This window comes from Marinomonas sp. BSi20584 (assembly GCF_002792415.1).
In the GTDB taxonomy this organism is placed as follows: Bacteria; Pseudomonadota; Gammaproteobacteria; order Pseudomonadales; family Marinomonadaceae; genus Marinomonas; species Marinomonas polaris.
Genome location: NZ_KZ454875.1, coordinates 117,668 through 143,112, shown reverse-complemented (window position 1 = coordinate 143,112; position 25,445 = coordinate 117,668). Strand labels below are relative to the sequence as shown.

Annotated in this window: 27 protein-coding genes; 2 read left to right on the top strand and 25 right to left on the bottom strand. The window is 42.7% G+C overall.

Annotated elements, in window-relative coordinates; all coding sequences use genetic code 11:
- Window positions 1–19: 19 nt before the first annotated feature.
- The 5 genes from thiL to nrdR all read right to left on the bottom strand — a co-directional run bounded on the left by thiL (window position 20) and on the right by nrdR (window position 4,163).
- Window positions 20–970 (bottom strand): thiamine-phosphate kinase, encoded by a 951-nt coding sequence (thiL, locus tag TY87_RS08590; RefSeq protein WP_100186751.1) that lies wholly within the window; start codon window positions 968–970, stop codon window positions 20–22.
- A 214-nt stretch (window positions 971–1,184) separates the two neighbouring features.
- On the bottom strand, window positions 1,185–1,481 hold the full coding sequence (locus TY87_RS08585; RefSeq protein WP_072840746.1) for a DUF6172 family protein: 297 nt from the start codon (window positions 1,479–1,481) through the stop codon (window positions 1,185–1,187).
- A 216-nt stretch (window positions 1,482–1,697) separates the two neighbouring features.
- On the bottom strand, window positions 1,698–2,222 hold the full coding sequence (nusB, locus tag TY87_RS08580; protein WP_100186750.1) for a transcription antitermination factor NusB: 525 nt from the start codon (window positions 2,220–2,222) through the stop codon (window positions 1,698–1,700).
- A gap of 277 nt (window positions 2,223–2,499) precedes the next feature.
- The gene (gene ribD, locus TY87_RS08575; RefSeq protein WP_072840748.1) at window positions 2,500–3,654 is read right to left on the bottom strand and encodes a bifunctional diaminohydroxyphosphoribosylaminopyrimidine deaminase/5-amino-6-(5-phosphoribosylamino)uracil reductase RibD; all 1,155 of its coding nucleotides are present in this window, start codon (window positions 3,652–3,654) and stop codon (window positions 2,500–2,502) included.
- Window positions 3,651–4,163, bottom strand: coding sequence for a transcriptional regulator NrdR (gene nrdR, locus TY87_RS08570; protein ID WP_072840749.1), 513 nt, complete (start codon window positions 4,161–4,163; stop codon window positions 3,651–3,653). The genes ribD and nrdR overlap by 4 nt, the downstream gene beginning before the upstream one ends.
- A gap of 162 nt (window positions 4,164–4,325) precedes the next feature.
- On the opposite strand from nrdR, the gene TY87_RS08565 reads away from it, so the two are divergent.
- Entirely contained in the window at window positions 4,326–5,231 is a 906-nt protein-coding gene (locus tag TY87_RS08565) for a DMT family transporter (protein ID WP_072840750.1), read from the top strand.
- A 155-nt stretch (window positions 5,232–5,386) separates the two neighbouring features.
- Window positions 5,387–7,048 carry an energy-dependent translational throttle protein EttA gene (gene ettA, locus TY87_RS08560; protein ID WP_100186749.1) on the top strand — a complete coding sequence of 554 codons (1,662 nt, stop codon included), beginning with the start codon at window positions 5,387–5,389 and terminating at the stop codon, window positions 7,046–7,048.
- A 64-nt stretch (window positions 7,049–7,112) separates the two neighbouring features.
- On the opposite strand, the gene TY87_RS08555 is transcribed toward ettA, so the two are convergent.
- From TY87_RS08555 to TY87_RS08460, 20 genes are all read right to left on the bottom strand, one after another.
- Window positions 7,113–7,679, bottom strand: coding sequence for a HEPN domain-containing protein (locus TY87_RS08555; RefSeq protein ID WP_100186748.1), 567 nt, complete (start codon window positions 7,677–7,679; stop codon window positions 7,113–7,115).
- Between the two features lie 36 nt (window positions 7,680–7,715).
- The gene (locus TY87_RS08550; RefSeq protein WP_100186796.1) at window positions 7,716–8,837 is read right to left on the bottom strand and encodes a Fic family protein; all 1,122 of its coding nucleotides are present in this window, start codon (window positions 8,835–8,837) and stop codon (window positions 7,716–7,718) included.
- Between the two features lie 286 nt (window positions 8,838–9,123).
- Entirely contained in the window at window positions 9,124–9,282 is a 159-nt protein-coding gene (locus tag TY87_RS08545) for a hypothetical protein (protein ID WP_198432061.1), read from the bottom strand.
- 32 nt (window positions 9,283–9,314) lie between these two features.
- Window positions 9,315–9,719 (bottom strand): type II toxin-antitoxin system HicB family antitoxin, encoded by a 405-nt coding sequence (locus TY87_RS08540; protein WP_100186747.1) that lies wholly within the window; start codon window positions 9,717–9,719, stop codon window positions 9,315–9,317.
- A gap of 31 nt (window positions 9,720–9,750) precedes the next feature.
- Entirely contained in the window at window positions 9,751–9,933 is a 183-nt protein-coding gene (locus TY87_RS08535) for a type II toxin-antitoxin system HicA family toxin (RefSeq protein ID WP_100186746.1), read from the bottom strand.
- A gap of 175 nt (window positions 9,934–10,108) precedes the next feature.
- The gene (locus TY87_RS08530; RefSeq protein WP_100186745.1) at window positions 10,109–10,783 is read right to left on the bottom strand and encodes a hypothetical protein; all 675 of its coding nucleotides are present in this window, start codon (window positions 10,781–10,783) and stop codon (window positions 10,109–10,111) included.
- A gap of 50 nt (window positions 10,784–10,833) precedes the next feature.
- A complete protein-coding gene (locus TY87_RS08525; protein ID WP_100186744.1) occupies window positions 10,834–11,760 on the bottom strand; it encodes an SMP-30/gluconolactonase/LRE family protein in 927 nt (308 codons plus the stop codon).
- A gap of 91 nt (window positions 11,761–11,851) precedes the next feature.
- Window positions 11,852–12,964, bottom strand: a complete 1,113-nt coding sequence (locus TY87_RS08520) for an ABC transporter substrate-binding protein (RefSeq protein ID WP_100186743.1) — start codon at window positions 12,962–12,964, stop codon at window positions 11,852–11,854.
- A 77-nt stretch (window positions 12,965–13,041) separates the two neighbouring features.
- Window positions 13,042–14,091, bottom strand: a complete 1,050-nt coding sequence (locus TY87_RS08515; protein ID WP_100186742.1) for an ABC transporter permease — start codon at window positions 14,089–14,091, stop codon at window positions 13,042–13,044.
- A gap of 82 nt (window positions 14,092–14,173) precedes the next feature.
- Window positions 14,174–15,682, bottom strand: coding sequence for a sugar ABC transporter ATP-binding protein (locus tag TY87_RS08510; protein ID WP_100186741.1), 1,509 nt, complete (start codon window positions 15,680–15,682; stop codon window positions 14,174–14,176).
- Window positions 15,683–15,751: 69 nt separating this feature from the next.
- The gene (gene yiaK / locus TY87_RS08505; protein ID WP_100186740.1) at window positions 15,752–16,759 is read right to left on the bottom strand and encodes a 3-dehydro-L-gulonate 2-dehydrogenase; all 1,008 of its coding nucleotides are present in this window, start codon (window positions 16,757–16,759) and stop codon (window positions 15,752–15,754) included.
- Between the two features lie 361 nt (window positions 16,760–17,120).
- Window positions 17,121–17,990, bottom strand: a complete 870-nt coding sequence (locus TY87_RS08500; protein ID WP_100186739.1) for an L-ribulose-5-phosphate 3-epimerase — start codon at window positions 17,988–17,990, stop codon at window positions 17,121–17,123.
- A 9-nt stretch (window positions 17,991–17,999) separates the two neighbouring features.
- Window positions 18,000–18,758: an IclR family transcriptional regulator gene (locus TY87_RS08495; RefSeq protein WP_100186738.1), complete on the bottom strand. Its 759-nt coding sequence runs from the start codon at window positions 18,756–18,758 to the stop codon at window positions 18,000–18,002.
- 6 nt (window positions 18,759–18,764) lie between these two features.
- The gene (locus TY87_RS08490; RefSeq protein WP_100186737.1) at window positions 18,765–19,409 is read right to left on the bottom strand and encodes a 3-keto-L-gulonate-6-phosphate decarboxylase UlaD; all 645 of its coding nucleotides are present in this window, start codon (window positions 19,407–19,409) and stop codon (window positions 18,765–18,767) included.
- An 18-nt stretch (window positions 19,410–19,427) separates the two neighbouring features.
- Window positions 19,428–20,957, bottom strand: a complete 1,530-nt coding sequence (locus TY87_RS08485) for an FGGY-family carbohydrate kinase (protein WP_100186736.1) — start codon at window positions 20,955–20,957, stop codon at window positions 19,428–19,430.
- Window positions 20,954–21,787 (bottom strand): Cof-type HAD-IIB family hydrolase, encoded by an 834-nt coding sequence (locus TY87_RS08480; protein ID WP_100186735.1) that lies wholly within the window; start codon window positions 21,785–21,787, stop codon window positions 20,954–20,956. The genes TY87_RS08485 and TY87_RS08480 overlap by 4 nt, the downstream gene beginning before the upstream one ends.
- A 9-nt stretch (window positions 21,788–21,796) precedes the next feature.
- The gene (locus TY87_RS08475; protein WP_100186734.1) at window positions 21,797–22,492 is read right to left on the bottom strand and encodes an L-ribulose-5-phosphate 4-epimerase; all 696 of its coding nucleotides are present in this window, start codon (window positions 22,490–22,492) and stop codon (window positions 21,797–21,799) included.
- Between the two features lie 122 nt (window positions 22,493–22,614).
- On the bottom strand, window positions 22,615–23,607 hold the full coding sequence (locus TY87_RS08470) for a TRAP transporter substrate-binding protein (RefSeq protein ID WP_198432060.1): 993 nt from the start codon (window positions 23,605–23,607) through the stop codon (window positions 22,615–22,617).
- 16 nt (window positions 23,608–23,623) lie between these two features.
- Window positions 23,624–24,904, bottom strand: a complete 1,281-nt coding sequence (locus TY87_RS08465) for a TRAP transporter large permease subunit (RefSeq protein ID WP_100186733.1) — start codon at window positions 24,902–24,904, stop codon at window positions 23,624–23,626.
- The gene (locus tag TY87_RS08460) at window positions 24,901–25,383 is read right to left on the bottom strand and encodes a TRAP transporter small permease (protein ID WP_100186732.1); all 483 of its coding nucleotides are present in this window, start codon (window positions 25,381–25,383) and stop codon (window positions 24,901–24,903) included. The genes TY87_RS08465 and TY87_RS08460 overlap by 4 nt, the downstream gene beginning before the upstream one ends.
- Between the last annotated feature and the right edge of the window lie 62 nt (window positions 25,384–25,445).

Sequence of the window (25,445 nt, the reverse complement as noted above, 5' to 3'; positions counted from 1 at the left end):
CTACTCGTTAAATTAAAAATTAGAAGTGTTGCCAACCTGTTATCTCGCCATCATAGTTTTGAATCACAAAACCCTTGTCGACAATTTCCCCCACCTTGGTACAAGGCAAGCTAAGTGTTTGCGTGATCAAGGCAATCTCTTCTGCTTGATCTTTCGGCGCGGTAAAACATAGCTCGTAATCATCGCCACCGGTTAATGCCAATGCCACAGCAGATTCAGGCTGCCAGCGACTTAACTCAGCGGAAATCGGCACACGACTCGCGTCGATATTTGCCCCGACGCCAGACGCTTTAAGTATATGCTGGATATCTTGAGCAAGGCCATCGGAAATATCCATCATGGCATGAACTACACGCTTCAGCGCCATGCCGACAATCAGCCTTGGCTGCGGTCGCCAGTAACGATCATAAAAATAATCAAAGCGCTCACTCGATACTTGTAACTCACCCGTGACAATCGGCACAGCGGCAGCGGCATCGCCTAGCAAACCTGTGACATAAATATCATCACCAACCTTTGCCCCACTGCGCTTTACCGCCATGTCTGCTTCCACATAACCATGCACTTGCAGAGTAATAGTTAATGGACCTTTAGTAGTATCGCCGCCAACCAAAGCCAAACCAATTGGCTCGGCCAGTTCCGCCATACCTTGCGCCAAACCCGCTAACCATTGCGGATCAGATTCAGGAATCGTCAGCCCCAAGGTAAAAAACGCCGGTTTCGCGCCCATCGCGGCTAAGTCACTGACGCAGCTTGCTACTGCACGATAACCAATATCCACAGGATCTGCATCGAACGGAAAGTGTCGCCCTTCGACCAAGGTATCCATTGAAAACACCAGACTCTGACCTGGCGGCACTTGCACCTGAGCACAATCATCACCAATTCCCAACAAAAGATCGCCACGTCCTTGTGTACTTGCCATCACAGACGCTTGAAAGATGTTTTGTATCAACTCGAATTCTTTCAAAAAAGATCCTTTTAGTCTCGATTAAAGATCAACCAAAGGCATTCGCCTATCTATCAAGGCAAGCCAATTTAATGACAAAGAGGATACCGTATTGTCAGCGGGATGTCAGAAACAAAGCAGGAAGAAATCACTAGAGCCAGAAACAAAACAAGGCAGACCGCTTGACGCAGATCTGCCTTGTTTATCGTAAATCGTCAGTTAAACGCTCGCAGTATTACTCGTCTTCTGAACGCTTAGCACGCTGTTTAGGCGTTGGAATTACTTCTAGGTAAAAAGACTTCCAGTGCTGGCTTTGTGCAGAACTAATATTGGCGTTGATATCACCTTCGTGAATCGCTCGTGCCTTGTCTGCGACTTGACCAAACTTACAGTTAAATCCCCAAAAGTCCGCGCCTTCTGGCAATGCCTTGTTACGCTCTGCTTTGATGTATTGCTTAACTTCGTTTTTCGCTTCTTCAATGAGACGTTGGTATGGTTTTTTTGGGTGAGATAAAACAAAGTTCTTTTTCATTATGATCCTAAAAATGTTGGGTAAGGCAGCGTAACAACCACCTTGATACCGTCTATGATAGCGGGTTAAGAATAAACCAGCCATCAATAAGAGAAATGTTTCGAAACAAATCGCTATTTGTTGGCTTTAGCCAAGGCTGAATATGAAGACATAAAAAAGCCCCGTTATTAGCAAGTAATAACGGGGCTCTTAGGTATCTATTAGTAATAGGTTCTATTACTTGTTCGACTCTTTATTCGCTTCTCGGCGAGCGGCGATTTCTTCGCGGCGCACGCGCTGTGCTAGTTTGTCTAGAATGCCGTTAACATATTTGTGGCTTTCCGTCGCGCCAAAGCCTTTTGCTAGCTCTACGCTTTCGTTGATCGCAACGCGGTATGGCACATCTAAACGTTGAGACAACTCAAATGCCCCAATACGCATAACGGCCAATTCGATTGGGTCTAGTTCGCTTAATGGACGATCTAGTAGTTCTTCAAACAAAGCATCCAGTTTTTTAGCACTTGCCGTAACGCCTTGTAGCAATTCGCGGAAGTAGACTTTATCGCAAGAATCCATGTCTCGGTCTTGGTCCATCACGAATTGGGTTTCTATCTCGCTAACGGCAGTTTTGTTCATCTGCCACTGATAGACCGCTTGTAATGCCAAACGACGTGAAGCACTGCGCAATTGCGAACGTGAAGGCTTCTTATCCTTACGTTTTGGTGCTGGAGTTTGGTCGTTTGTTGTTTCCACTTCGCTCATTTTTTGCCTCAATTGTCCAGACTACGCTGCCTTATGGGCTGACGCTTTTGTCTGTTTTAAAGTACCCTTGGTTGTTAAAGAGCTATATTAGATACTGCCTTTGGACAGTATCTGAGTCATATCGACCAAAGGTACGAATATACGGGTTGTCTTGGGCGGCGATTATAGCAACATTTATTCTAGGTTTCTCGGCAAAGTTGGCGAAATATCAGCAAGAAAAAACAATTTCCAGGGATTTTCAAAAAAAAACCTGAGAAAGCAATGACTCAGCTTTTGGCTATTCGTCAAAATCGCCTTCAAAATCTTCATCAAGGTATTTTGGTATATAGACCAAGCGCACATCTTGCCCAACTTGGCGTACCGATTTAAGCGTCAGCTCTACTGCTTCGTCCATCGCCTCTAAAGGCAATTTAAATAACGGACGTGCGCTGGAACCCAATAGTTTCGGTGCCATGTAAACCACTATTTCGTCGATCAGACCCGCTTCTAAAAAACCACCAGCCAATTCTGCGCCAGCTTCTAATAAAATTTCGTTAATGCCTGCATCAGCAAGTTGTTCCATCGCATCCAGCAAGTCGAGTCGACCATCTTCGCCACGTGGTGCAAAACGTACAGTTACGCCTTTTTTAGTTAGCACTTCTAAATGTTCTGCTTCGACCTCTTCTTCTACTGAAAATACCCAAGCTTGATTTGCTGGATAAAGAATTTTTGCTTCTGGAAGAATTGACAAAGCTGTGTCCATTACCACTCGAATCGGCTGACGCACACTTTTCGGATCGGCTTCTTGGTCATTGTTATCTATACGAACTGTCATGCTTGGGTTGTCTGCCAGCACCGAGCCAATACCTGTGACAATGGCGTCGCTTTGCGCACGTAAACGTTGCACATCAAGACGCGCCGCAGAATCAGTAATCCATTGGCTTTCGCCAGACTCCATTGCCGTGCGGCCATCCATGCTCATGGCAAGTTTCACTCGCACATAAGGAAGACCTTCACGCATGCGTTTGATAAAACCAGGATTCAGCGCTTCGCAATCAGATTCCAACACAGGACCGATGATTTCAATGCCGGCTTTTTTGATTTTTACCAAACCATTACCTGACACTTCAGGATTTGGATCTTGCATACCGTAAACAACGCGCGCAACGCCCGCTTTAATCAAGGCATCTGCACAAGGCGGAGTTTTGCCTTGATGGCTGCAAGGTTCCAAGGTGACGTAAGCAGTTGCGCCAACCGCATCTTGTTTTGCATCCGCCAATGCATTGACTTCTGCGTGACCTTCTCCGGCTTTTACATGAAAGCCTTGGCCGATGATTTGCTGATCCTTAACCAATACGCAACCAACACGTGGGTTCGGATGAGTGGTATAGCGGCCTTTTTTCGCTAGTTGAATGGCTTTCGCCATCCAGTATTCGTGGTTATAAACTGTCATACTTGGTCTTCTTTCTTCGATTCTGGGGCGGTTTTTTTCGATTCTGGGATGGTGACGCTGTGGCTTTCTAGGCGGTCTATCGCCTCGCGGAATTCACTGATGTCTTTAAAGCTTCGATAAACGGAAGCAAAGCGAACATAGGCCACTTGATCAAGGCGTTGCAGTTCCTCCATCACAGCTTCGCCAGTCCAACGAGAAGGCAATTCACGCTCGCCAGTGGCTTGCATTTTTTCTTTAATTCGAGTGATTGCGGTTTCTACCGCTTCAATGCTGACCGGACGCTTCTCAATGGCTTTAATAATGCCATTGCGCAATTTGTCCTCATCGAATGCTTCTCGGCTACCATCACTTTTGATCAGCTTAGGCATTTGTAATTCAGCCACTTCAAAGGTGGTGAAGCGCTCTTGACAATGAATACAGGTACGACGACGGCGAACTTGTGCGCCTTCAGAAACCAGTCGAGAATCCACTACTTTAGTATCTTGAGTTCCACAAAAAGGGCATCGCATGGTGCTTCCAATATCGCTAATTTGGTGTAAGAATGCCTGAGATTAGGCCATCGTTTGATGGGTGAAATCATACCAACCCCGCCATAATATAGCTACCAAGCTACTGTGTGCGCTTTTACCATTCTTCTACATCAGGGAATGGATGAGTTTATAAGGATTTATATGCCGTTCGCAGAGTTATCGGGCTTGGTCGCTGCCTTATGTTGGACCATTTCAAGCCTAATGGCGCCAAACTTAATTCAACGTTTTGGCACCATGCGTTTTAATACCTTTCGTATTGTTATCGCTAGTTCCATTCTGTTAGCGATTTGCTTAATCACCCAGCGATTCAATGCAACTTTGTGGCAACATGCCGAGATAGTCATGCTGTCTGGTTTGCTAGGAATTTTCATTGGCGACACTATGCTGTTTACCGCAGTCCATCGCCTTGGCCCTCGACGCACAGGGGTGCTTTTTGCTACCAACGCGCCCATGTCGATTCTATTGGGTTGGTTGTTTTTAGGTGAAAACCTGTCCTTCAATCAACTTTTTGCCTGCGGTCTGGTATTAATTGGCGTGGTGATTGCCATTCTGTTTGGTCGCAAAAACAGTCTTCATGCTTGGGAACAAACTAAAGGCAAATTGAGTATCGGGATTTTGCTTGCTCTTGGCGCAGCGCTTGGTCAGGCCAGTGGTGCTTTGCTTAGCAAGCCAGCTTTAATTGATGGTGCCGATCCGATTGCCGTGTCTGCATTACGCGTTGGTACTGGCGCTTTAGCTCTCGTTCTGGCTTATGGCTTATTTTATCGACACAAACAACCTGCTGACGCGATTCCATTTGGTCAACTTACTCGTGCTGATTTCATGGGCATCGCTACCCTCGCCACCATTGGCATGGTTATCGGCATGAGCGTATTAGTCTGGGGGGTCGGCAATGCTAACGTCGGTATCGTCACCACTCTGTCAGCAGTTGTTCCAGTGCTAATTTTACCAGGTTTGTGGATTACCACAGGCCAACGCCCTGCATTTGGTGCGTGGATTGGTGCCATTTTCGTTGTGGCTGGCGCAGCTTTGATTATTCTGAAATAGCCTTGGCTGTGCTATCCTTTAATACACTCATTTTTCAATCGGCTCTTCATCGATTTGCCTACTTTGTATTTGGCGAACCATGGAGCGTTTTAACGAAACCCTTGCACGATGGCAGTCTTGCACGGGGCTTTAATCATAGGATAAGTTGACTATTTATGGCTCAGTTTGTATACAGCATGAACCGCGTTGGGAAAGTTGTTCCTCCTAAACGCGAGATTCTAAAAGACATTTCTCTTTCATTTTTCCCTGGCGCTAAGATCGGTGTATTGGGTCTTAACGGTTCTGGTAAATCGACTCTTCTACGCATCATGGCAGGTGTTGATACCGAGCATAATGGTGAAGCACGTCCAATGCCGGGCCTCAAAATCGGTTACTTGGAGCAAGAACCGCATCTTGATCCAGAAAAAAACGTACGTGGTATTGTGGAAGAAGCCTTCGCTGACGTGATTGCTGCCATGGCGCGTTTGGATGCGGTGTACGCAGAATACGCGGAGCCAGATGCGGACTTTGATGCCCTAGCAAAAGAACAAGGTCAACTTGAAGCCTTGATCGAAGCCAAAGAAGGCCACAACCTAGAGCGCGCCCTTGAAGTAGCAGCCGATGCTCTTCGTCTTCCTCACTGGGATGCGAAAGTAGAACATCTTTCTGGTGGTGAACGTCGCCGTGTTGCGCTATGTCGTCTATTGCTTAACAAACCAGACATGATCCTTCTAGACGAGCCAACAAACCATTTGGACGCTGAATCCGTTGCTTGGTTAGAACGCTTCTTGAAAGATTACCCAGGCACTGTTGTGGCGATTACCCACGACCGTTACTTCCTAGATAACGCAGCTGGCTGGATTCTGGAACTTGACCGTGGCCACGGTATTCCATACGAAGGCAACTACTCTTCTTGGTTAGAGCAAAAAGACGCTCGATTACAAACTGAAGCGAAACAGCAAGCCTCTCACCAAAAGGCCATTAAATCTGAGCTTGAGTGGGTTCGCCAAAACGCCAAAGGTCGTCAGTCTAAATCCAAAGCCCGTTTGGCTCGATTCGAAGAAATGAACTCACAAGAGTTCCAAGATCGTAACGAAACCAACGAATTGTACATTCCACCAGGACCACGTCTTGGTTCTAAAGTCATCGAAATCGAAGGCGTCAGTAAAAGCTTCGAACACAAGATGCTACTGGAAGACTTCAACATGGTGGTGCCACAAGGCGCTATCGTTGGTGTGGTAGGTGGTAACGGTGCCGGTAAATCAACGCTATTCAAAATGATCGCTGGCATCGAAAAACCAGACACTGGCACAGTGACGTTGGGCGAAACAGTACAGCTTGCTTACGTTGACCAAATGCGTGAACTGGATGGTGACAAAACCGTCTTTGAAGAAGTCGCTGACGGCCTAGACATGATCACGGTTCACAACTACAAAGTGCCGTCTCGTGCTTACATTGGCCGCTTTAACTTCAAAGGGTCGGATCAACAAAAATTGGTTAAGCATTTGTCTGGTGGTGAGCGTAACCGCTTGCACCTAGCAAAACTGCTTAAAGAAGGCGGCAACGTATTGCTACTGGATGAACCGACCAACGACCTTGACGTAGAAACTTTACGTGCACTGGAAGACGCGCTACTTGCCTTCCCAGGCGCCGCGATTGTTATTTCCCACGACCGTTGGTTCCTAGACCGTATCGCGACACACATCCTAGCGTACGAAGGCGATTCTAAAGCCGTCTTCTTCGAAGGTAACTACGCAGAATACGAAGCCGACTACAAAAAACGTACTGGCAACGAAGCCACACCAACACGTATCAAATACAAACGTATTGATGCGTAATTCTATTTAATAGGATTGGTTGGTTTGAATGGAGAGCCGCTTTCAGAAATGGAAGCGGTTTTTTTTATTGAGATCTCTGTTTTAACGCTCGTAGGCCAAAATATACATCCGATAATTTTAACCATAAACTTTTCAGACTCTCATATTCAAAAACACCTGTTCGCGAAATCCCACCAATTTCCTTACCCTCCTCCCAAAGAGCATTTCGCGTAGCATCCCAGTGTTCTGTCATAAAGCGATGGTTTTTTGGTACTGGATATCGGCCTTCCCAGATTACATACTCTGACAGCAGTTTTAATAAGAGACTCTCATTTTCAATTAGAACTATTTTTGCCTGTTCAGCCAATTCTTGGATCTTATGACTTTTTTCAAAGTTGATACTTTTTTCTATACATATTGCTTTCAACATTACTTCATAAGACAAACCAAACATCATTAAATAATTATCTAAACAGCCAAGCTCTAATGAAAACTCACTTTTTAAACCTAACCCCTTTATAAATTCACGCTCTTTTGATGAGTTCATTCCATCCCTAATCAAACTTGCAGAAGCATACAATGAAACTGATTTCTGATACCAAAACGATGAACTTTCTTCTCTATATTTATAAGCAGCTTCTAAGGGGTTCATATATACGCACCTTGTTTCAATTTTTAACGAGCTTATCTACACCCGAACTAAGTTCATTAACGGTTCAAAAGAATACAAGGCAGGCCTTCTTCCTGAAGCTTCTTCAAGTGTATCGATTATGCCTTCCTCCAAAAGAGCTCTTGTAAATCTGGCAGCGCTCGCGGCAGGAATCCCACTATGCGTGGTGAATTTATTATTCCGAAAGACAGGATTGGTAAAGACAAAATCCAGTGCTGTGACGCTCCATTTTGAGGATAGAACATCCGAAAACTTCTGTTTCATTTCCTCGTACAATGCTCTTATGTTTTCAGCGATGGCGAGATTTTTTATGGCTTGCTGCTCAATCGCCTCCAGAAAGAATGAACACCATTCTTCCCAGTTTCCGGTTTCTGATACATGCCTCATAATATCAATGTATTGGTCTTTATTTTCTTCAAAATAACCACTTACATAAAAATGAGGCGCAGAGATTGTTTTTGACTGCCACAACATCAAGGTAATTAGCATGCGGCCAATTCGGCCGTTACCATCTTTAAAAGGATGTAGTGCTTCAAATTCGATATGCGCCATGGCGGCTTTTAGTAATGCAGGATCACGACTATTCGTTATATAGTCAAAAAGATTATCTAAACCGTCTTGTAGCTGTTCAGGCCGAATTGGGACAAAAAGGATTTGTCTTTTCCCCCTATCAGCAAGATAGTTTTGTTCAGTCTTAAATTCACCTGGGGATTTTTGTGCACCACGACCAAAAGACAAAAGGCGCTGATGAATTGCTTTAACCAAAGACTGTGAAATAGGATATCCGTCAGCCATTGCACCCTGAGCAGCTTTTAACGCCCGTTGATAAAGAATCGTTTCTATGACTTCCGAACGTACATTTGATGTGTCTGAGGCCTCACTTTCATGATCTGCCTCATACTTTAGAATTTCATCCATTGTACTAACGGTTCCTTCCATCCTAGAAGAGATCACAGCTTCTTGGTTTCTCAGAGGAGCAAGCAATATTTCACTATTGTGCATATTCTTAAGCATCTGATCATAACGAGCAATGGCATCCGTCGCTTTGATAATACCATCAATGAAAGTCACATAATTCAGCTCTGCAGGAGGAAACTTATCGTAGTGGTAATGGACAGCATTCTCTAAATTTAAATTCATATTCAAAACCTCTAACAAAGACACCATACAGTATAGACTCTCACTTTCACAAAAAAATGAGAGTCTATCGATTTTGACATGAATTAATGAAAGACAAAAGTCGTTGTCTCTCACTTTTATAAAAAAATGAGGAACTAATCGGTTTGATATACATAAGTGAGAGACAAGGAACGTATAGCCTCATTTATTACCAAAAGTGAGAGACAAAGCTTTCTACGAGTCCAGATTGACCTGGGTCAGACTAAGCAATCACCTCAACCCCTTTTCTCTCCACGAGACAGCATTTTCAGCGCAGCGCCTCTGGGTTTACTTTCGCCTTGCTTTGACCCTGACGTCTAGTTACAGAACATAAAGCATCAAACTGTCGCATGGTGGTTTTATCAATCGCACCCGCTTTTTTAAGGCCTTTGGCTGTCTTATGAACAGACTTTAAAATATCACTCATGGCTACAACTCCTTCGTTTAGCCAGAAAAAGATTAGGTTAACTGTAGCACTTTCTTAGATGCTTCTGCCAAGAACCCAGAGCGCGATTTGTATTTCGGATTTGCGGCCACCATTTTGTCGATTTTTGTGATCAGCAAATGCGGTAAGGTGACGTTGATTTTTTCACTTTTACCCAGCAATGGTGTGATGTCTATATTCACCACAGCCCATACACCATCGGCGTAGTCTGGGTTGTCTTTATGAGCGGCGATTGGGCTTGCGGTTGGAATGTCTTCACCGTCTTCTAATAAGAGTTCAAGGTGAGAAAAAATCGCTTCTTCGGCCATTTCTAGTGTCTCATCAAGTGTATCGCCAGCAGAGAAGCAGCCGGGCACATCTGGCACTGTCACGCCATAACTAACGCCATTGTCGGTATGTAATACAATTGGATATTTCATTGATCGTACCTCTGCTAAAGCCACTAATGAACTAGTTGAGCTGAGCTTGTTTCTTTATGCTATTAAAAGTGCCAATCGGTAAGTCTTTCTTCGGATGAGGAACCGTCACTGTGACTTTTTTATTAGGGTGCTTAAACTGCACATGACTGCCCTTTACTCTAACTTCGTACCATCCATCTTCGACTAGCATTTGGATTACCTCTCGGCTTTTCATATTAATCCTTTCGCTGCTCCTTTCCTTAGGATTAACAACAATAACCCTGATAACTCCTGAAAACCAATTGCTTTTTTATATAACTCCAATAACTCTGAAAAACAATCACTATGATACTAAAAAACAAAAAAGCCGCTTACCTTTCAGTAAGCGGCTTTAAAAACAGTGTCAGACGCTACACAACATCCACGCTAATTAACGTGCCGTTTGATGCAATCACTTCGTTTTTACCCAAACAAATATCAGTTTCAATAAGGCCATTTAGGCTGCCAGTCATGAAAAAGAAATCATCAATATAACCTCGACGAACACACTCTTGTACGCCCTTCAACAACACTGCCTTTTTCTGTTCAAAAAAGTCTGGCGCGCTAATTGAGTAATCGTAGGTTTGTCCACTTTTGAGAGAAAAATCACTTGTGATAGGTTGGCTCGACACTAAGATGCCGAAGTTGTAATAAAAGTCACAAGATTGATAACTCTTGTCATTAATCTTGGGACGTAAAACCTCTATAGCAACCAGTGGCTGGCTGTGGCTAATTGCGTATTCAATATCACTTACCAAGAGCGGGACACTGCACTGATAACAAATTTCGACTTCTATTCCGGATAACTTGTCTTTTGGTAGCTGAGTTCCCTTGTTCTCAAAGATTTGAAAATCAAAAATAGGAGACAGTATAAAAACACCCGAATCTTCAACGACTTTCCAGCCTTTTATTACGGCACCTTTGCTAGTCAACTCGGCAATTAGTTGATCTTGTGCATCACAAATATCGTCATAGCTATCTAGAATAGAAGCAAAAACACCACCATTAAAAGCGCGAACAATGGCTGAGTATTCTGTAAAATTCATTTAACAATCCCTTAAAAAATATTTCGATATCAAACACGAATACATGAAGCCTAAGGACGAGCCCCACGAGTATTCAATCTAATACGATAAATAGAAGTAGAAGCGGTAATGTACAAAGTTTCCCCTTGATGTTCAGAGGATTGATCTACTGCAAAAGTGCAGTTAGAGACTTTTTCTGGAACAAATATTTTGCCTAACAAGGTGCCGTCATCGTGATAAACTTGGATACTGTCTTCCGACGAAGTGTAGATCCAACCTTGTTGATCCACTCGAAAGCCATCGGCTAAACCCGGTGACACCACGGCAAACAACCTTTCGTTACTTAGCTTCCGCCCCTGCTCGACATCAAACACTTTAATATGATGATTTCCCGAACCGTCTTCTCTCAATGCCGCAGAAGTGTCAGCAATATAAAGTTTTGATTCGTCTGGTGAAAAAGCCAAACCATTTGGTTCTTCAATGGTATGACAAACAACGGATAGCTCACTGGTGATAGGATCGAAACGATATACGAAATTACCCTCTTGTTCAGGCTCTGCTTTGTAGCCTTCTACATTAGATAAAATGCCGTAAGGTGGATCAGAAAACCAAACACTACCGTCTGACTTAACCACTAAATCATTTGGCGAGTTCAAACGCTTACCAAGATATCGGTCGACTAAAGTCGTCGTTTTACCTGTTTTTAAATCCGTCCTCTCAATTGATCTACCACCGTGACTGCAATGTAACAGATAACCCTGAAGATCTAAGTAATGACCATTAGTGAAATTAGCAGGAGATCGCCAAACACTTACTCCTTTTTCACTATTCCAGCTTAGTATTCTGTTATTGGGAATATCACTCCACAACAAAGTTTGAGAAGCTTCTAACCAGACAGGGCCTTCACTCCATGTCGCGCCTGTACAAACTTTTTCTAGAACAGAATCTGTTAATAAAATACGCTCAATTCTATTATCAAATTTTTCGACAGCTAACATATTCAATATCCAAAACAGCATAAAAACTGAAATAAAGAGCCCCTTTTTTTAACATCTAAATAGAAAAAGGGGCTTTATTACTTCTCAGAGACTATTTCCAAATCGCTTTATAATGTTCGCGATAATTATTGTCTGGATCGAAAATATCGTTTTGACCGCCATCAAACTTAATATTGTCAGGAGTAACTAAGTGAACAGGTGTTGCAAAACCACTATCAGCCACACCAGCAAACGCTCGATTTAATTCATCAACAACCTGCCAGCCATGCATATTTAGCGGCTCAGGCACTGTACCTACTTGGTTGAAATTAGAGCGAATACGTGAATAAGCCGATTGGCTTCCATCGCCAGCTGAAATGTTACGAGGAAGCTTATCCGCAGGCAGACCAGATGCATTTAAAGCAGAGCCTATATAATCAAAATAAAGGTCATTAATTCCCAAAGAATAAGTCCACTTACCTTGATAGCGCTGCAACAAAGATGTTGTTAACTGAGGCATACGTGTAGAAGTGTCTGATAACGGTGTATCCTCAACGGATATTAGAGTACAACCACTACATTGCTTGATGACTTTAGCCATAGCATCCGATTTTGCAATCGCAACAGCATAAGCAGAATCAGTAAAGATAACGACTCCAGCTTTACCATCAGAGCCAGCAACAGCCGATAATGCTGCAATTTCAGCGACATCATCAGCGCTAGTCGTAATGTTTGAAAATAAGTTCTTACTTGGAATGGGACCTGGATTTGGTGCAGAGTGCCACCCAACGACCTTAATACCCTGCTTCGTTGCTGTTTCAAGTGCGGCAGCCTGTTCATTAACATCAAAGCCCCCTAATACAATACCATCTGGCTTCAGAGCTATCGCCTGATTAAACGCTGCTGTACGGCCAGATACGGTTCCTTGCCCGTCCAGCACACGAACCTTCCACTTTGTCCAGACTGCGGCTTCTTCTACGCCATTGCTTACCCCAAGCACACCACCATTTCGCATATCAGAAGCCAAAAATACAATCGTTTTTTCAGCCTCAGCTTTTGGACCCGAAGTTGGACCGTCCCACTTATTATAAGGTGCTGTTGCGGCTTGAACCTTGGCTTTAGCTATATCTAAAAAATCATCTGCTTTGGCACTGCCTGCCCCTACGGCTAGCAATATAGATAAGCTTAAAGAACTATATTTTAAGATAGATTGATATTTTTTCATGGTAACCTCATCTGTGTTTTTTGTTTTTATATCTCGAAGTTAAATTACAAACTCATTCACTCATTTCACTTGGCTTGCTACTCACTCTTTTTCATAATTCGTTTTATGCGGCCACCTCGACGCTGGGCATATCCTGCAATACCAATGGATATCAATAAGGTTGCGCCATTGAACAATGGCTCAATGTAAAATGCCCCGCCTAACTGCTGAATACCTGAAATACCAACGGCCAGAATAGACACACCAATAATGGTGCCAAGCACATTGACTCGTCCGGGTCGGATGGTCGTAGATCCTAGAAAAGCCCCAACCAAAGCTGGTAATAAAAACTCCAGGCCAACATTTGCCTGACCAATTCGTAATTTTGCTGCTAAAAGCACGCCTGCAAAAGCCGTCAATAAACCAGATGTAACAAACGCGCCAATAACATACTTGCGTGCTGGAATACCATTCAGCGCAGCCGCTCTAGGGTTAGCGCCAATAGCATACAAGCATCGCCCCAAAGGCAAACGCTCAGTGATAATCCACAACAAAATAGCAATCCCCAACACGTAAAATGCAGGCGCAGGCAAACCAAAGAAAAATGCATTCGAGAGTGAGTAGAAATCAGCATCTAGAGAGCCAATTACTTGACGCCCTCCGGTATACCAAAGTGCAACGGAATAGATAACAGTGCCAGTACCTAACGTAGCAATAAAAGAATCAATTTTAGCCATCTCAACTAAAAGACCATTAAGAAGACCAAATAGCATGCCACATACTAAAACGACGAATACCGCCATTTGCCAACTCATACCAAATTTAGTTTGAAGGCTGATTGCTAAAATATGCCAAAGTACAATGCCATAACCAACTGTCAGATCCATCTTGCCTGTTAACATAGGAACCATGGCCGCAAGCGCTAAAATCGCGATGATGGATTTATCGCTTAAAATAGAGCGTAAATTCAGCATGGTTGGAAAAGTATCCGGTAATAAAACAGAAAAGAACATGATCAATAGTAGGGTTAAAATAGGTAGGCCATAAACTGGAAGATAACGACCAACATGGGAAAAAAGCCCCTCGTTGGCTGAATTTTTATCATTGTGATCCGGCTCTAATGCCGTGGATTTAATAGAAGTTGTCATTGTCTGCTACTCTCTATAATTTTTATTTTAGCTATTCAATAGGAAACACGTTTTCATTCGTTACGAACGAGCAACTCGGTAACTATTCACCATCCGCCGAAGCAACTTTCAGCATATTGGCAAAGGTCATTTCCTCCTCTGCTAACTCTTTATGAATATGCCCTTTGCTGAATACATAACAGCGGTTACAAATCTTCTCTATCTCTTCAAAGTCAGTAGAAACTACTATCACTGTCAGTCCATTGCTAACTGCCGTTTTGAGCAAATTGTATATTTCAGCCTTGGCACCTACATCTACCCCTGCTGTAGGCTCATCCAGAATCAAAACGCGCTTTTTCAAATTCAGCCAACGAGCCATAATGACTTTCTGCTGATTACCACCACTTAAGTTCTCAATGGTCTGATTAGGATCTCTAGGGCGAACGTCAAAGCGATCAATCAAGTCACTCGCTATATCTTGCTCTTTAGACAGAGCATTGAGCGACAAGAAAGGCGTTTCACCTAATAAAGGATTAATAAAAAGATTGTCTTGAACAGACATAGACATGGCGAGATTCTCTCCCCTCTCGCCCGCTACATAACCAATACCAGCATTAATGGCAGCAGAAGTAGAATCTAAGTTAAGCAATTGACCATCCAGCCGGACTTGACCATTAAATATTGGATAGTCACCAAACAAAGCACGCCCCACTTCACCTTGACCGCCGCCACGTAAGCCAATTAGACCAAGAATTTCACCTTGTTTTACATGAAAGGAAACGGGTCCCACATTTCCGGCTTCAAAATCAGAGACATCAAGTACAGTAGGAGAACTAGGAGCAACATTAAGTCGATGGAAGTCTTTTTGAGCATTACCAACAATAAGCTCAACAAGCTCTTTAGATTTCATACCTTCTGTTAGACATTCAGCAACCAGCAAACCGTCTCGCATAATGACCATGCTATCGGATATTTCCATTACTTCATCTAAGCGGTGGGAAACATAAATCATTCCCACGCCCTTTTTACGAAGGTCGCGAATTACTTCAAATAATCGTTCGACATCGGCAGCAGGTAAACTCGCAGTAGGTTCATCTAAAACTAGAATTTTGGCTTTGCAATAAACGGCACGAGCAATCGCAATCAAGGATTGTTCTGCGCGGGATAAGCGGAATACTCGAGTACGTGGGTCTATATCTGCATTGACGCTAGCGAGTGCGTCTGCTGCTCGAGCATCAGTCGCTGGCCAGTCGATTAAACCAAATTTTTTACAGTAGCCCATAGCTAACGCCATGTTTTCTGACACTGTCATCCAATCAACTAGACCTAAATCCTGATGGATAAAGGCAATCTCATCATGATGTCTATTTTTCTGATCTAACGGTACACCTTGATAAATAATCTCGCCTTGATCTTCTTGGTAAATACCCGCCAAAGTTTTGATCAAAGTCGATTTTCCAGCACCGTTCTCTCCCAATAAGGCCACCACAGAATGTGAACCTACATTAAAAGACACATCGTTCACTGCGATGCTATTACCAAATCTTTTAGTAACATTCTTAAACTGCAAAAGTGACGTTTCTGACTTTTTCAGCTCACTGGTTTCCAACATACCTCACCCCACTTACATTATTTTTATTGTTAAGTAATTGATGTCTATTAACGCTGGTATCTCTTAATACTACTGAGCAAGTTGTTGGATCTGATTCCAGATTTCAGGGTGGATATCAATACCGCCGGCTTTTTCATGCTTGTCGATAAAGGCTTGTATTCTTGATCCAGCGATCGACACTTCACCACTTTCAGCAGGCTCTGACGCCAGAACATAATCGCGAATACGCTGCATTTCGGTTGCAAACTGAGCTTTTTCTATGGTTTTGCTTAGATCAATAGCAATGAGGAATTGCGACACACCAAATTCGCCGTCTTGGTCTTCTGTAATGGCAGGAACAGAGCGTCCACCAGTAATAGCGGTCAGCATCATATCGAGAACAATAGACATGGAAGAGCCTTTCCAGAAACCCATTGGTAAGACACGTTTATTTTCCCAAAGAATATGAGGGTCCTTGGTCAAATTACCTTCATTATCATAACCGCCCACTACAGGTAATTCTTTATCGGCTAGAACATGATTTTGTAACTGACCATAAGAAAATTGAGACATTGAGCAGTCAACCAATACTGGTGGATCACCTGCTATCGCCATAATTAACGGGTTGGTTCCGATGCGGTGATCTTTCCCACCCCAAGCAGGCATCACAGCAATAGAGTTGGTCGCCGCAATACCAGCAAAGCCTTGGCGAGCCATTTCCAATACGTAAGCTCCACCGCGCATCCAATGATTTGAATTGCGCATACCGACCATGCCAATGCCATACTCACGTGCCAATTCCATCGCTCGATCCGCGCAAATCAACCCGTTCAAAACACCTGGACCATAATGACAATCCCACTGTTCTAATGCGCCCATACTGTTAACACACTCAGGGGTGGCGTTTAGTTGAATCTGCCCTTTGTCAACTTGACCAATAAAAACAGGGAAACGATTGATACCATGAGAGTAAACGCCTTCGTTCGCCATATCAGCAAAGCCAATCGCTAAACGCTTAGCCATTTCTGGCGACATATCACGAGCTAACAAGGCTTTCTCATAAGTGTTTTGAAGTAATTCTAAAGAAATGATGGGCATATTAAACTCAACCTTAAATTCCGCAATTCGGAATATGTTATTATTCTATTTCCGTATAATGACACAAAGGCAAGATATGTGAAGTTTTTTTGATCATTTTTTTATTTTTTTTATTCAGAAGGGTAAAAAAGCAGAGTTAATCATTTAACTATTAAGTAAAAATCACGTCACTATGACTATTCTTAGGAACACGATTAACTACTCGAGGGATCGAAGAAGTGAAAAGTATGGCAGTAGGTGGTTTGGATAGCAGACAGCACTTCCGTCGAAGCTACCGCCTGCACCAGAATACCCCGTAATATCATCACGAATATACGGAGGTTTTATTGTAACCAGAGATAAGTGAATTTTTAGCGAGGCATTAAAGCGCTAAGCCGGACTCATGAGCTATGCGTTCAAGTGTCGCTTTGGCCTGAACAATATCTTCATACCAATTGTCATTCTGCGCCCACATTTCAATCACAAATGGCGCAGCGTAATCTATCTCGACAAGGGTTTTAAAAATGGCATGAAAGTCAACTTCACCTTCGCCAATAACCAGATCTCGAAACTGCCCTTTACTATCTGGAGATACTCGCAATGTATCCTTTAAATGGATCTGCACAATATGGTCTTGTCCTAACTTTAACTCAGTGGGTACATGATGATTCCAACCAGAGATATTGCCAACATCAGGATAAGCCATAAAATATGGTGACGGAATTTCTCGCTTTAGTACCTCAAACTTACTCAAAGAATTCAAGTAAGGGGTATCCATGATTTCTAAACCAAGTAGAACGCCTGCTCGCTCGGCCATTTTGGTAGCTCGCTGCATACCTGCGACAAAACGCTGGTGTGTTTCTTCTGACTGGGGCTCGTAATACACATCATAACCCGCCATTTGAATGCAACGAATACCAAGCTTGTAAGCGAGTGCTATAGCTTTCTCCATAATGTCAAAGGCTCGCTCTCTAACTTTGTCATCCATGGAACCAAAAGGATATTTACGATGCGCGCTCAGACACATTGACTGCAATGGCATATCAAGTTCTATGCAAAGATTTCTCAGGGTGTAAATTTCGTCATCAGACCAATCAAGGCGAGCTTGCCGATCTTCAGTTTCATCAACGGATATTTCTAGAAAATCAAACCCCAGCGCCTTGGCATTTTCTAGACGTTCACGCCAACTCAAACCAGCTGGCAATGCCTTTTCATAAATACCTAAACGAAACTTCTTTGCAAAATGAATCATTACTTCACCTCAAAACAACTTTTCCTCGATTAGCTTGGCGGTCTTTGTAATTGTGCCAGCTAGAGAGTCAAAGCCTAATCGAGCCATCTTCGGCGTCAATGAAGACACACTGATGGCATAAATGGGCATTCCGTCTTTATTAAAAACAGGAATGGCTACACAGGATATGCCTGCTTCGTTTTCTTCATCGTCAATAGCATAGCCACGCTCTTTTACCCGCTCTAGCTCCTTAAAAAAGGCGCCTTTATCTAAAATAGTATTTTCAGTTAGCTGCCGCATAGTATTGTTATTACGTTGCCAATAGGCTTCACGTATCTGATCTGAGGCGAACGCTAAAAAACATTTTCCGGCGGCTGAACAATAGGCAGGTGAATGTAGCCCAACATAGGTTCGAGTACGAAACGAGGCATTACTCGGCTCCAACTTATCTTTAAAAAGGATATTGTCCCCATCAAAAGCCAAGAAGTTCACCGTTTCATTAATGCTATCTAACAGCTGAGTTAAATAAGGTTTCACAAAACCAGTCACATCTGAATTTAGCGCCACCTGGCCCACATGTAACAATTTCATCGTCAGTCGATAATCACGACCACTAGATAGTTGAGTTACATAACCCGCGCTTTCATAAGTAGAAAGAATGCGGTGAGCTGAGGACTTGGTCATTCCTGTTTGCTTCGCAATGGTCTGTAATGGCGCCCCATTGGGAAATTGACCTAGAAACTCCAATACACTTAACGATTTCAGAAGTGACTTTATTTGTTCACTCATTAATACCTACCAATATTTTTCAATTTCATTATGGAAGGATTCAGCAATCGAACGCCCCTCAGCGCTCGCCAATGCTCGGCCAGCAATAAAAGACTTTACTTTAAGATCTTTAAACAAATGTAGATCTTCGGGCACAATTCCACCCGTTATAGATAATTCGATTCCTAAATCAGATAACGCCTTCATTTTAGTTAAATCTTCTTCTGTCCAAGTCACACCAGCTAATTCGGCATCACGTGAACGGTGATAAATAGCTTGTGTAATACCTATCTCGACCCAAGCTTTGGCATCGTCCAATGTCCAATGACCATAGAGTTCAATTTGAATCTCTCCAGAGAATTCCTCAGCCACTTGATAAGCAGCCCGAATCGTCTCAATGTGTGCAGCAGCACTTACCGTTACCCAATTAGCCCCTTCTGCCAATGCAATTTTAGTTAAAATAGCACTGGCATCAGTAATTTTCATGTCGCAAACAATAACATGTTGAGGGTATTTTTCGCGCAGCAAACTGACACTTTTCACCCCATGAGCGAAAGCTAAGATAGTGCCTATCTCGATAACGTCAACATAATCCGCAATATTCTCTACAGATGCTATTGCTGTCTGTATATCGGTTGCATCTAACGCAATCTGTAATAAAGGTTTAGTCATAAACGTTTCCTTAAATATTTAAAGTTCAAACTCTGTCTCTTCAAAGTCTTTGCTCTCAAATTCTTTGAATAGGCTCACCAATTTCAAATAACGCCGATACTTACGCTGGTAAGCATGATAATGAGCTGGATTCGGCTCAATGCGTTTCGCATCAATCGCCATAGCAGCGAGACCCGATTCAATACTTTCATATTGCCCAACGCCCACCATGGCAACTAAAGCAGCACCAAGAGACCCAGTTTCATCAAGACTAGGTATATCAACTAACATGCCTGTTAAATCAGCGAGCATCTGCATCCAGGCTTCAGAAGTAGTTGTACCTCCTGTTACCCTCAGAACAGAAGCATTAGGGAAACGAGTACGCATTCGATCCAAATGAACATTATGACAAAATAGAATGCCTTCCCAAATCGCTTGAATTAGATGACCTTTAGTGTGATGGGACTGCATGCCATAAAAGCCTGCCTTAATACCCAACCCCATATTGGAACCATAAAGGAAAGGTACAAAAAATAACTCGCTAGCTGCAGCGGGCAACTCAGAGACCAGCTGTTGATTAGTCTGATGATCTATTTCACCATTCTTGCCCAAATAATCATGAAACCATTCATAGTTACTAGCCGATGTAGGACTGGCATCATGGATGATGTATTGCTTATCCAAGACATAATGACCATATACGTAGTTGTAATTCGACTCATTTATGTCTGATTCAGAAGGAATATCAGTAGCAATACCTGAGGTCACAGCCCAAGTACCTGTCACATAATTAAGAGTATCCTCATTAGCATTAATACCAGAGCAAATCGCGGTAGAAACTACATCAAATAAGCCACCAAACACCGGCATGCCTGCCTCTAAACCAGTTTCTTCAGCAACTTTTTGGGTAACATAGCCCGCAAGCTCATCTGGTTTAATAATCGGGGGTAGCGCAGAGAAAACCTCTTCAATACCAAACACTCTCAGCAATTCAGGATCATATTCACCGCTAGTAGCATTAAAGAAGTTGCTCTCTGAAATGTTGGTTAACTCTGAAGCAATGTTACCAGTCAGGCGATAACGCAAATAATCATGCGCCATTAAAATTGATCCGATTTGTTGGTAGTTTTGCGGCTCGTGATCTTTTAGCCAACGAACAATGGAAACAGGATGTCCTGTCCACAAGGTCTGTAAAGTAATTGGATAAATAGCTTCGGGGATTTTTTCTTCTTGCCATCTTTTAACAATGTTTAGTGAGCGGGAGTCTGAGGAGATAATTCCATTACGTAAGTTTTCTCCCTTTTTATCTAACAGATACACCCCTTTGCCTTGTGCTGAAATACTTAAACCTTTTATATCTGCAGCATCAATGTCAACGGATTTAAGTAGCTTAATAATCGCCGATTTCGCATCGCTCCATAAGTCATCTAGCTCGCGTTCCACCCAGCCCTGTTGCTCGTTTAACACTTTGGCCGACACTTTTGCAATCGCTATTTGCTTACCATTACTGTCTAGCAAAGCGGCCTTCATGAAGGTGCCGCCCGAGTCTATACCAATAAAATAATTCATTTGCTTTCTCCCTCGGTCAGAAAAAGCTGATCAATTAAGTCTGCTAATGCAAAATCATCGTCATTAGTAGCTGTTGTCACCCTATCTGCCAGTTGTTGAATATGTTCATCAGCGTTAAGCATAGCGACACCCATTCCAGCTATCGTCAACATAGAGATATCATTATGATGGTCTCCTACAGCAACAATACGATCAGCACTAATGCCTATTTTTTCGAGGTATTCAGTCAGCGCTGCGCCCTTAGTGTTCCCAATACGAGCAAAGTCGATGCGATTCGTCCAAGAATATTCGCCATTAAAATGCTGCTGAACAAAAGGCAATGCAGCAAAGCGATCTACCTCATTCCCCTCTAAGACAAATTTCCAGACGAAGGCGTGGTGTTCAATTTCTTGATGGAAGTTATCGACCTTAAATATCTGTGGACGGCTTTCTATTGGGAAGGTACTTGCCCATTCGGACAAAGCTTCAACATAAGGTAAAGGGCGATGTTTCGAATGCAACATGGCGTTAGTAACATACATAACAGCAGTCACATCATGCTCTTCTGCTAGCGAAATAAACTGTTTAGCAACATCTTTTGATAAAGCGTTATGCTGGAGTACTTGCTCATTTTGATAGTCATAAACGTAAGCACCATTGCAGCAAATAATTGGTGTTTTCAAGCCAAGCTGTAAATAATACGGACGCGCCGTCGTATGATGGCGTCCAGTTACTATCATCACCGGAATATGCTCGGAAAGTTCGCGGATTTTGGCGATCAGAATAGGACTAATAGTACGATCTGATTTGAGTACAGTGCCGTCCAAATCGAGTGCTAATAATTCATACATAGTATTGCCTTATTTCTTCTGACCGTAGTACGCATTCTCACCATGCTTACGCATATAGTGTTTATCCAGCAATTCATCCTGTACTTTGATCTGTTGATTCAAAGCCCGAGTGCCGATTGCCATCGCGGATATTTCTTCCAATACAACCGCATTGTGCACCGCATCAAAGGCATCTTTCCCCCAAGAAAAAGGCGCATGACCAGAAATAATAGTCCCTGGCACCGCTGTCTCACTGATTCCTCGCTTGCGAAATTCTTCAATAATCACTATGCCTGTGTTCTTCTCGTAATCTTTAGAGATTTCATCCGCACTCAACATTCTGGTGCAAGGAATATCACCATAAAAATAATCGGCATGGGTGGTTCCTAATGCAGGAATATCTAAACCAGCTTGAGCCCATATCGTGGCATGGCGGGAGTGCGTATGCACAATACCTCCGATACTTGGAAAGGCTTTATAGAGTTCAATATGAGTTGCTGTATCACTAGAAGGGTTTAGCTTTCCTTCTACACAATTCCCATCAAAATCAATGACAACAATGTCATCTACTGTCATATCGGTGTATTTCACACCAGAAGGTTTAATGGCTATCACCTTTCTGTCACGATCAATTTCTGACACATTGCCCCATGTAAAGGTCACCAGACCATATTCAGGCAACTGCAAATTGGCCTTCAATACTCTTTCTTTTAATGTCTGATACATGATAATTCTCGACTAGTAATATCTGCTTATCATGGCTTTAACATGATAAGCAGATGAACAAAAAGTAATTTAAAAATAAAAACTGACATTCACTAATTACCGATAAGGTTCGAGTGCTAGAACTATTTAGAAGCCGCTAAAATGTCGTTCACCATCTTGTCACCATGCTCTTTGATAAATGCTTCCCAAACTGGTTTAACTGCTTCTTGAAATGCTGCGCCATCAACATCACGATTGACTTTCATGCCATCTTTTTCCAAGTCTGCAATCATTGAATCTTCTTTATCTATGCTCAGTTTACGCTGCATATCTACTGCATCTTTTGCTACCTGAGTAATAATCTTCTGATTAGCAGGACTCAATTTATTGAAAGATTTAAGATTCATCGTGAACGCAAGAGGGGAATAAGCATGCTGAGTTAAACTCAGATATTTTTGCACCTCGTAAAATTTGAACGACAGGGTTACGCCAATAGGATGATCTTGAGCATCTACCACACCAGTTTCCAAAGCGGTATAAAGCTCTGAAACAGGAATCTGTGTTGGATTAGCATCTAAGAGGTTGAACATATCATTTAATGCTTTAGAGCCATTCACTCTCATACGCAGACCTTTCACATCGGCTGGTGTTCGAATTGGACCTCGACTATTGGTCATATTACGATAGCCATTTTCTGGATAACCTAGACCTTTTAGATCGAATGCTTCCAATTGTTTAGATACTGACTGTCCCACCTCGCCATCGAGCACTTTGTAGGCAGCACTGCGATTTGGAAACATAAAAGGTAAAGTAAAAGCAGCTGATTCAGGCAAAAGACCAGAATAATTATTCAGCCCAACAATAGAAAAATCGACTAAGCCAAATCGAGTACTCTGAATCATCTGTTCATCATTACCAAGCTGACCTTGAGGAAAAATATTCACCTTAATATCACCATTGGTTCGAGCTTCCACTTCTTTTTTAAAGAACAGAGACATATCCTGCTGCAAATCAGATTCTGGGGCTGCATGAGCTAGCTTCAAGGTTGTTGCAGCTAGTGCCGAATTTGATAACACGGCACAAGACACTACAGATACAAGACCTACTTGCTTAAATAACCTTGTCATTTTTTTCATTATTTTTCTCCTTGGGTTATCCAATAATAAATTTCATCGGGACAGTAATAATGCTGGGGAATACTATGAATAGTATTAACAGAGCAACATAGGCTCCTATAAAAGGCAGAATTCCTTTCACAGAAGTAGAAATAGAAACTCGAGAAACACCACAAACAACGTTTAAAACCGTGCCAACAGGTGGTGTAATCAAACCAATAGACGTGTTGATAACAAACATCAAACCAAAGTAAACAGGGTCAATCCCTGCCATTTTGACGATGGGCATTAATAGAGGAACTAGAATCAAAATGGTAGGGCTTAAATCCATCACCATTCCGACTAAAAACACCAAGAGCATAATGACGGCCATCAGCAAACGAGGGCTGTCTATCATAGGCGCTAAAATCTCAGCCAATTGCTGAGGCAACTGAGCCACAGTAATCAGCCAAGCAGCAACCATGGCACACCCCACCAAAAACATGACCATCGCTGTGGAGCGCCCAGCACGACCAAGCACATAGTACAAACGTTTGAAATTCAGTTCTTTATAGATAAAAGACGACACAAGAATGGCATATACTGCAGCGACAACAGCAGCTTCAGTGGGTGTAAATATCCCAAAACGAATACCGCCCAAAATAATAATGGGTAAAAACAACGCCCAAATACCATCTTTTAACGCAGCCATTTTTTCCGAGAAAGTCGCTTTTTTCTCAACATCTAAATTTTCTTTACGAACAATAAAGCCCCACATGAACACCAACGTCATCCCCATTAATAAACCGGGCACAATACCGCCAATAAATAAGTTCTTAATGGAAATACCACCAGCAACACCTATTAAAATTAGAGGAATAGAAGGTGGTATAACTGGAGCGATAATTCCTCCAGACGCCAATAGACCTATAGACGAACCTTCTGGATATTTAGCATTTTTCATCATTGGATAAAGAATACTTACCAAAGCTGCAGCATCTGCCACCGCCGAGCCAGACAGACCAGCCAATAAAATAGAAGTGAAAATAGCAACATAACCTAGTCCACCTTTACGATGACCTACAAAAGTATTAGCAAGACGAACAATGCGTTCAGATAACCCGCCCGTTGCCATTACTTCACCAGCGATTAAAAAGAAAGGAATCGCCAACAAGGTAAAACTGTCAACACCACCGATCAGAGCTTGAGACAGAATGTCGGCACTAAACAAATCCATATGAAGCATCAACGCCATGGAAGACAACAACAGAGCAAAAGAAACCGGTAACCCAAGCAGAATAGAGGCGATCAATACCCCAAGAAAAATAATCAGAGTCATTCGTCACTCTCCTGTTCCAATAACCAACTGGGATTAAATATTCGAACCAAAGAAATCAGCCCTATAAGTAGACCTGAAACAACCCCCGCCAAAGCAAATAGCGCACTAGGAAGACCAGTTAAAGGAGAAATGTTATGCCAGTTTGCTAGGGTTTGATTCAATGCACCGACAAACAACATGCTTGACGAGATAAGAATGACCAACCAAATAAACCGATTTAAAATAGGCACAGCAGAAGGGAAAAAACGTTCAGAAAACTCCGTAACAACAAGATGTTCGCCTCGGCGCAGTACCACGGCAGCACCCAGTAAAACGATCCATACCAAACCTAAACGAGACAACTCAACAGAAGAGCGTATACCAGAAGAAAAACCATATCGTAAAACGACATTGGTAAATACCAAGACAACCATTACGGCAAGAATAATAGTGATCAACACATCAATGCCTTGCCACATCCATTTTATTATTTTTTTCATGCTCTAAAACCTCTGTAAACTCTTTGGGAAGGCCCAATGGTTTCACTTTTTTATATTTATAA

Bases quoted from the DNA above. Each gene is read 5' to 3' on its own strand.
- TY87_RS08585 (WP_072840746.1), bottom strand. From the start codon at position 1,481: ATGAAAAAGAACTTTGTTTTATCTCACCCAAAAAAACCATACCAACGT.
- nusB (WP_100186750.1), bottom strand. From the start codon at position 2,222: ATGAGCGAAGTGGAAACAACAAACGACCAAACTCCAGCACCAAAACGT.
- ribD (WP_072840748.1), bottom strand. From the start codon at position 3,654: ATGACAGTTTATAACCACGAATACTGGATGGCGAAAGCCATTCAACTA.
- nrdR (WP_072840749.1), bottom strand. From the start codon at position 4,163: ATGCGATGCCCTTTTTGTGGAACTCAAGATACTAAAGTAGTGGATTCT.
- TY87_RS08565 (WP_072840750.1), top strand. From the start codon at position 4,326: ATGCCGTTCGCAGAGTTATCGGGCTTGGTCGCTGCCTTATGTTGGACC.
- ettA (WP_100186749.1), top strand. From the start codon at position 5,387: ATGGCTCAGTTTGTATACAGCATGAACCGCGTTGGGAAAGTTGTTCCT.
- TY87_RS08555 (WP_100186748.1), bottom strand. From the start codon at position 7,679: ATGAACCCCTTAGAAGCTGCTTATAAATATAGAGAAGAAAGTTCATCG.
- TY87_RS08550 (WP_100186796.1), bottom strand. From the start codon at position 8,837: ATGAATTTAAATTTAGAGAATGCTGTCCATTACCACTACGATAAGTTT.
- TY87_RS08545 (WP_198432061.1), bottom strand. From the start codon at position 9,282: ATGAGTGATATTTTAAAGTCTGTTCATAAGACAGCCAAAGGCCTTAAA.
- TY87_RS08540 (WP_100186747.1), bottom strand. From the start codon at position 9,719: ATGAAATATCCAATTGTATTACATACCGACAATGGCGTTAGTTATGGC.
- TY87_RS08535 (WP_100186746.1), bottom strand. From the start codon at position 9,933: ATGAAAAGCCGAGAGGTAATCCAAATGCTAGTCGAAGATGGATGGTAC.
- TY87_RS08530 (WP_100186745.1), bottom strand. From the start codon at position 10,783: ATGAATTTTACAGAATACTCAGCCATTGTTCGCGCTTTTAATGGTGGT.
- TY87_RS08525 (WP_100186744.1), bottom strand. From the start codon at position 11,760: ATGTTAGCTGTCGAAAAATTTGATAATAGAATTGAGCGTATTTTATTA.
- TY87_RS08520 (WP_100186743.1), bottom strand. From the start codon at position 12,964: ATGAAAAAATATCAATCTATCTTAAAATATAGTTCTTTAAGCTTATCT.
- TY87_RS08515 (WP_100186742.1), bottom strand. From the start codon at position 14,091: ATGACAACTTCTATTAAATCCACGGCATTAGAGCCGGATCACAATGAT.
- TY87_RS08510 (WP_100186741.1), bottom strand. From the start codon at position 15,682: ATGTTGGAAACCAGTGAGCTGAAAAAGTCAGAAACGTCACTTTTGCAG.
- yiaK (WP_100186740.1), bottom strand. From the start codon at position 16,759: ATGCCCATCATTTCTTTAGAATTACTTCAAAACACTTATGAGAAAGCC.
- TY87_RS08500 (WP_100186739.1), bottom strand. From the start codon at position 17,990: ATGATTCATTTTGCAAAGAAGTTTCGTTTAGGTATTTATGAAAAGGCA.
- TY87_RS08495 (WP_100186738.1), bottom strand. From the start codon at position 18,758: ATGAGTGAACAAATAAAGTCACTTCTGAAATCGTTAAGTGTATTGGAG.
- TY87_RS08490 (WP_100186737.1), bottom strand. From the start codon at position 19,409: ATGACTAAACCTTTATTACAGATTGCGTTAGATGCAACCGATATACAG.
- TY87_RS08485 (WP_100186736.1), bottom strand. From the start codon at position 20,957: ATGAATTATTTTATTGGTATAGACTCGGGCGGCACCTTCATGAAGGCC.
- TY87_RS08480 (WP_100186735.1), bottom strand. From the start codon at position 21,787: ATGTATGAATTATTAGCACTCGATTTGGACGGCACTGTACTCAAATCA.
- TY87_RS08475 (WP_100186734.1), bottom strand. From the start codon at position 22,492: ATGTATCAGACATTAAAAGAAAGAGTATTGAAGGCCAATTTGCAGTTG.
- TY87_RS08470 (WP_198432060.1), bottom strand. From the start codon at position 23,607: ATGAAAAAAATGACAAGGTTATTTAAGCAAGTAGGTCTTGTATCTGTA.
- TY87_RS08465 (WP_100186733.1), bottom strand. From the start codon at position 24,904: ATGACTCTGATTATTTTTCTTGGGGTATTGATCGCCTCTATTCTGCTT.
- TY87_RS08460 (WP_100186732.1), bottom strand. From the start codon at position 25,383: ATGAAAAAAATAATAAAATGGATGTGGCAAGGCATTGATGTGTTGATC.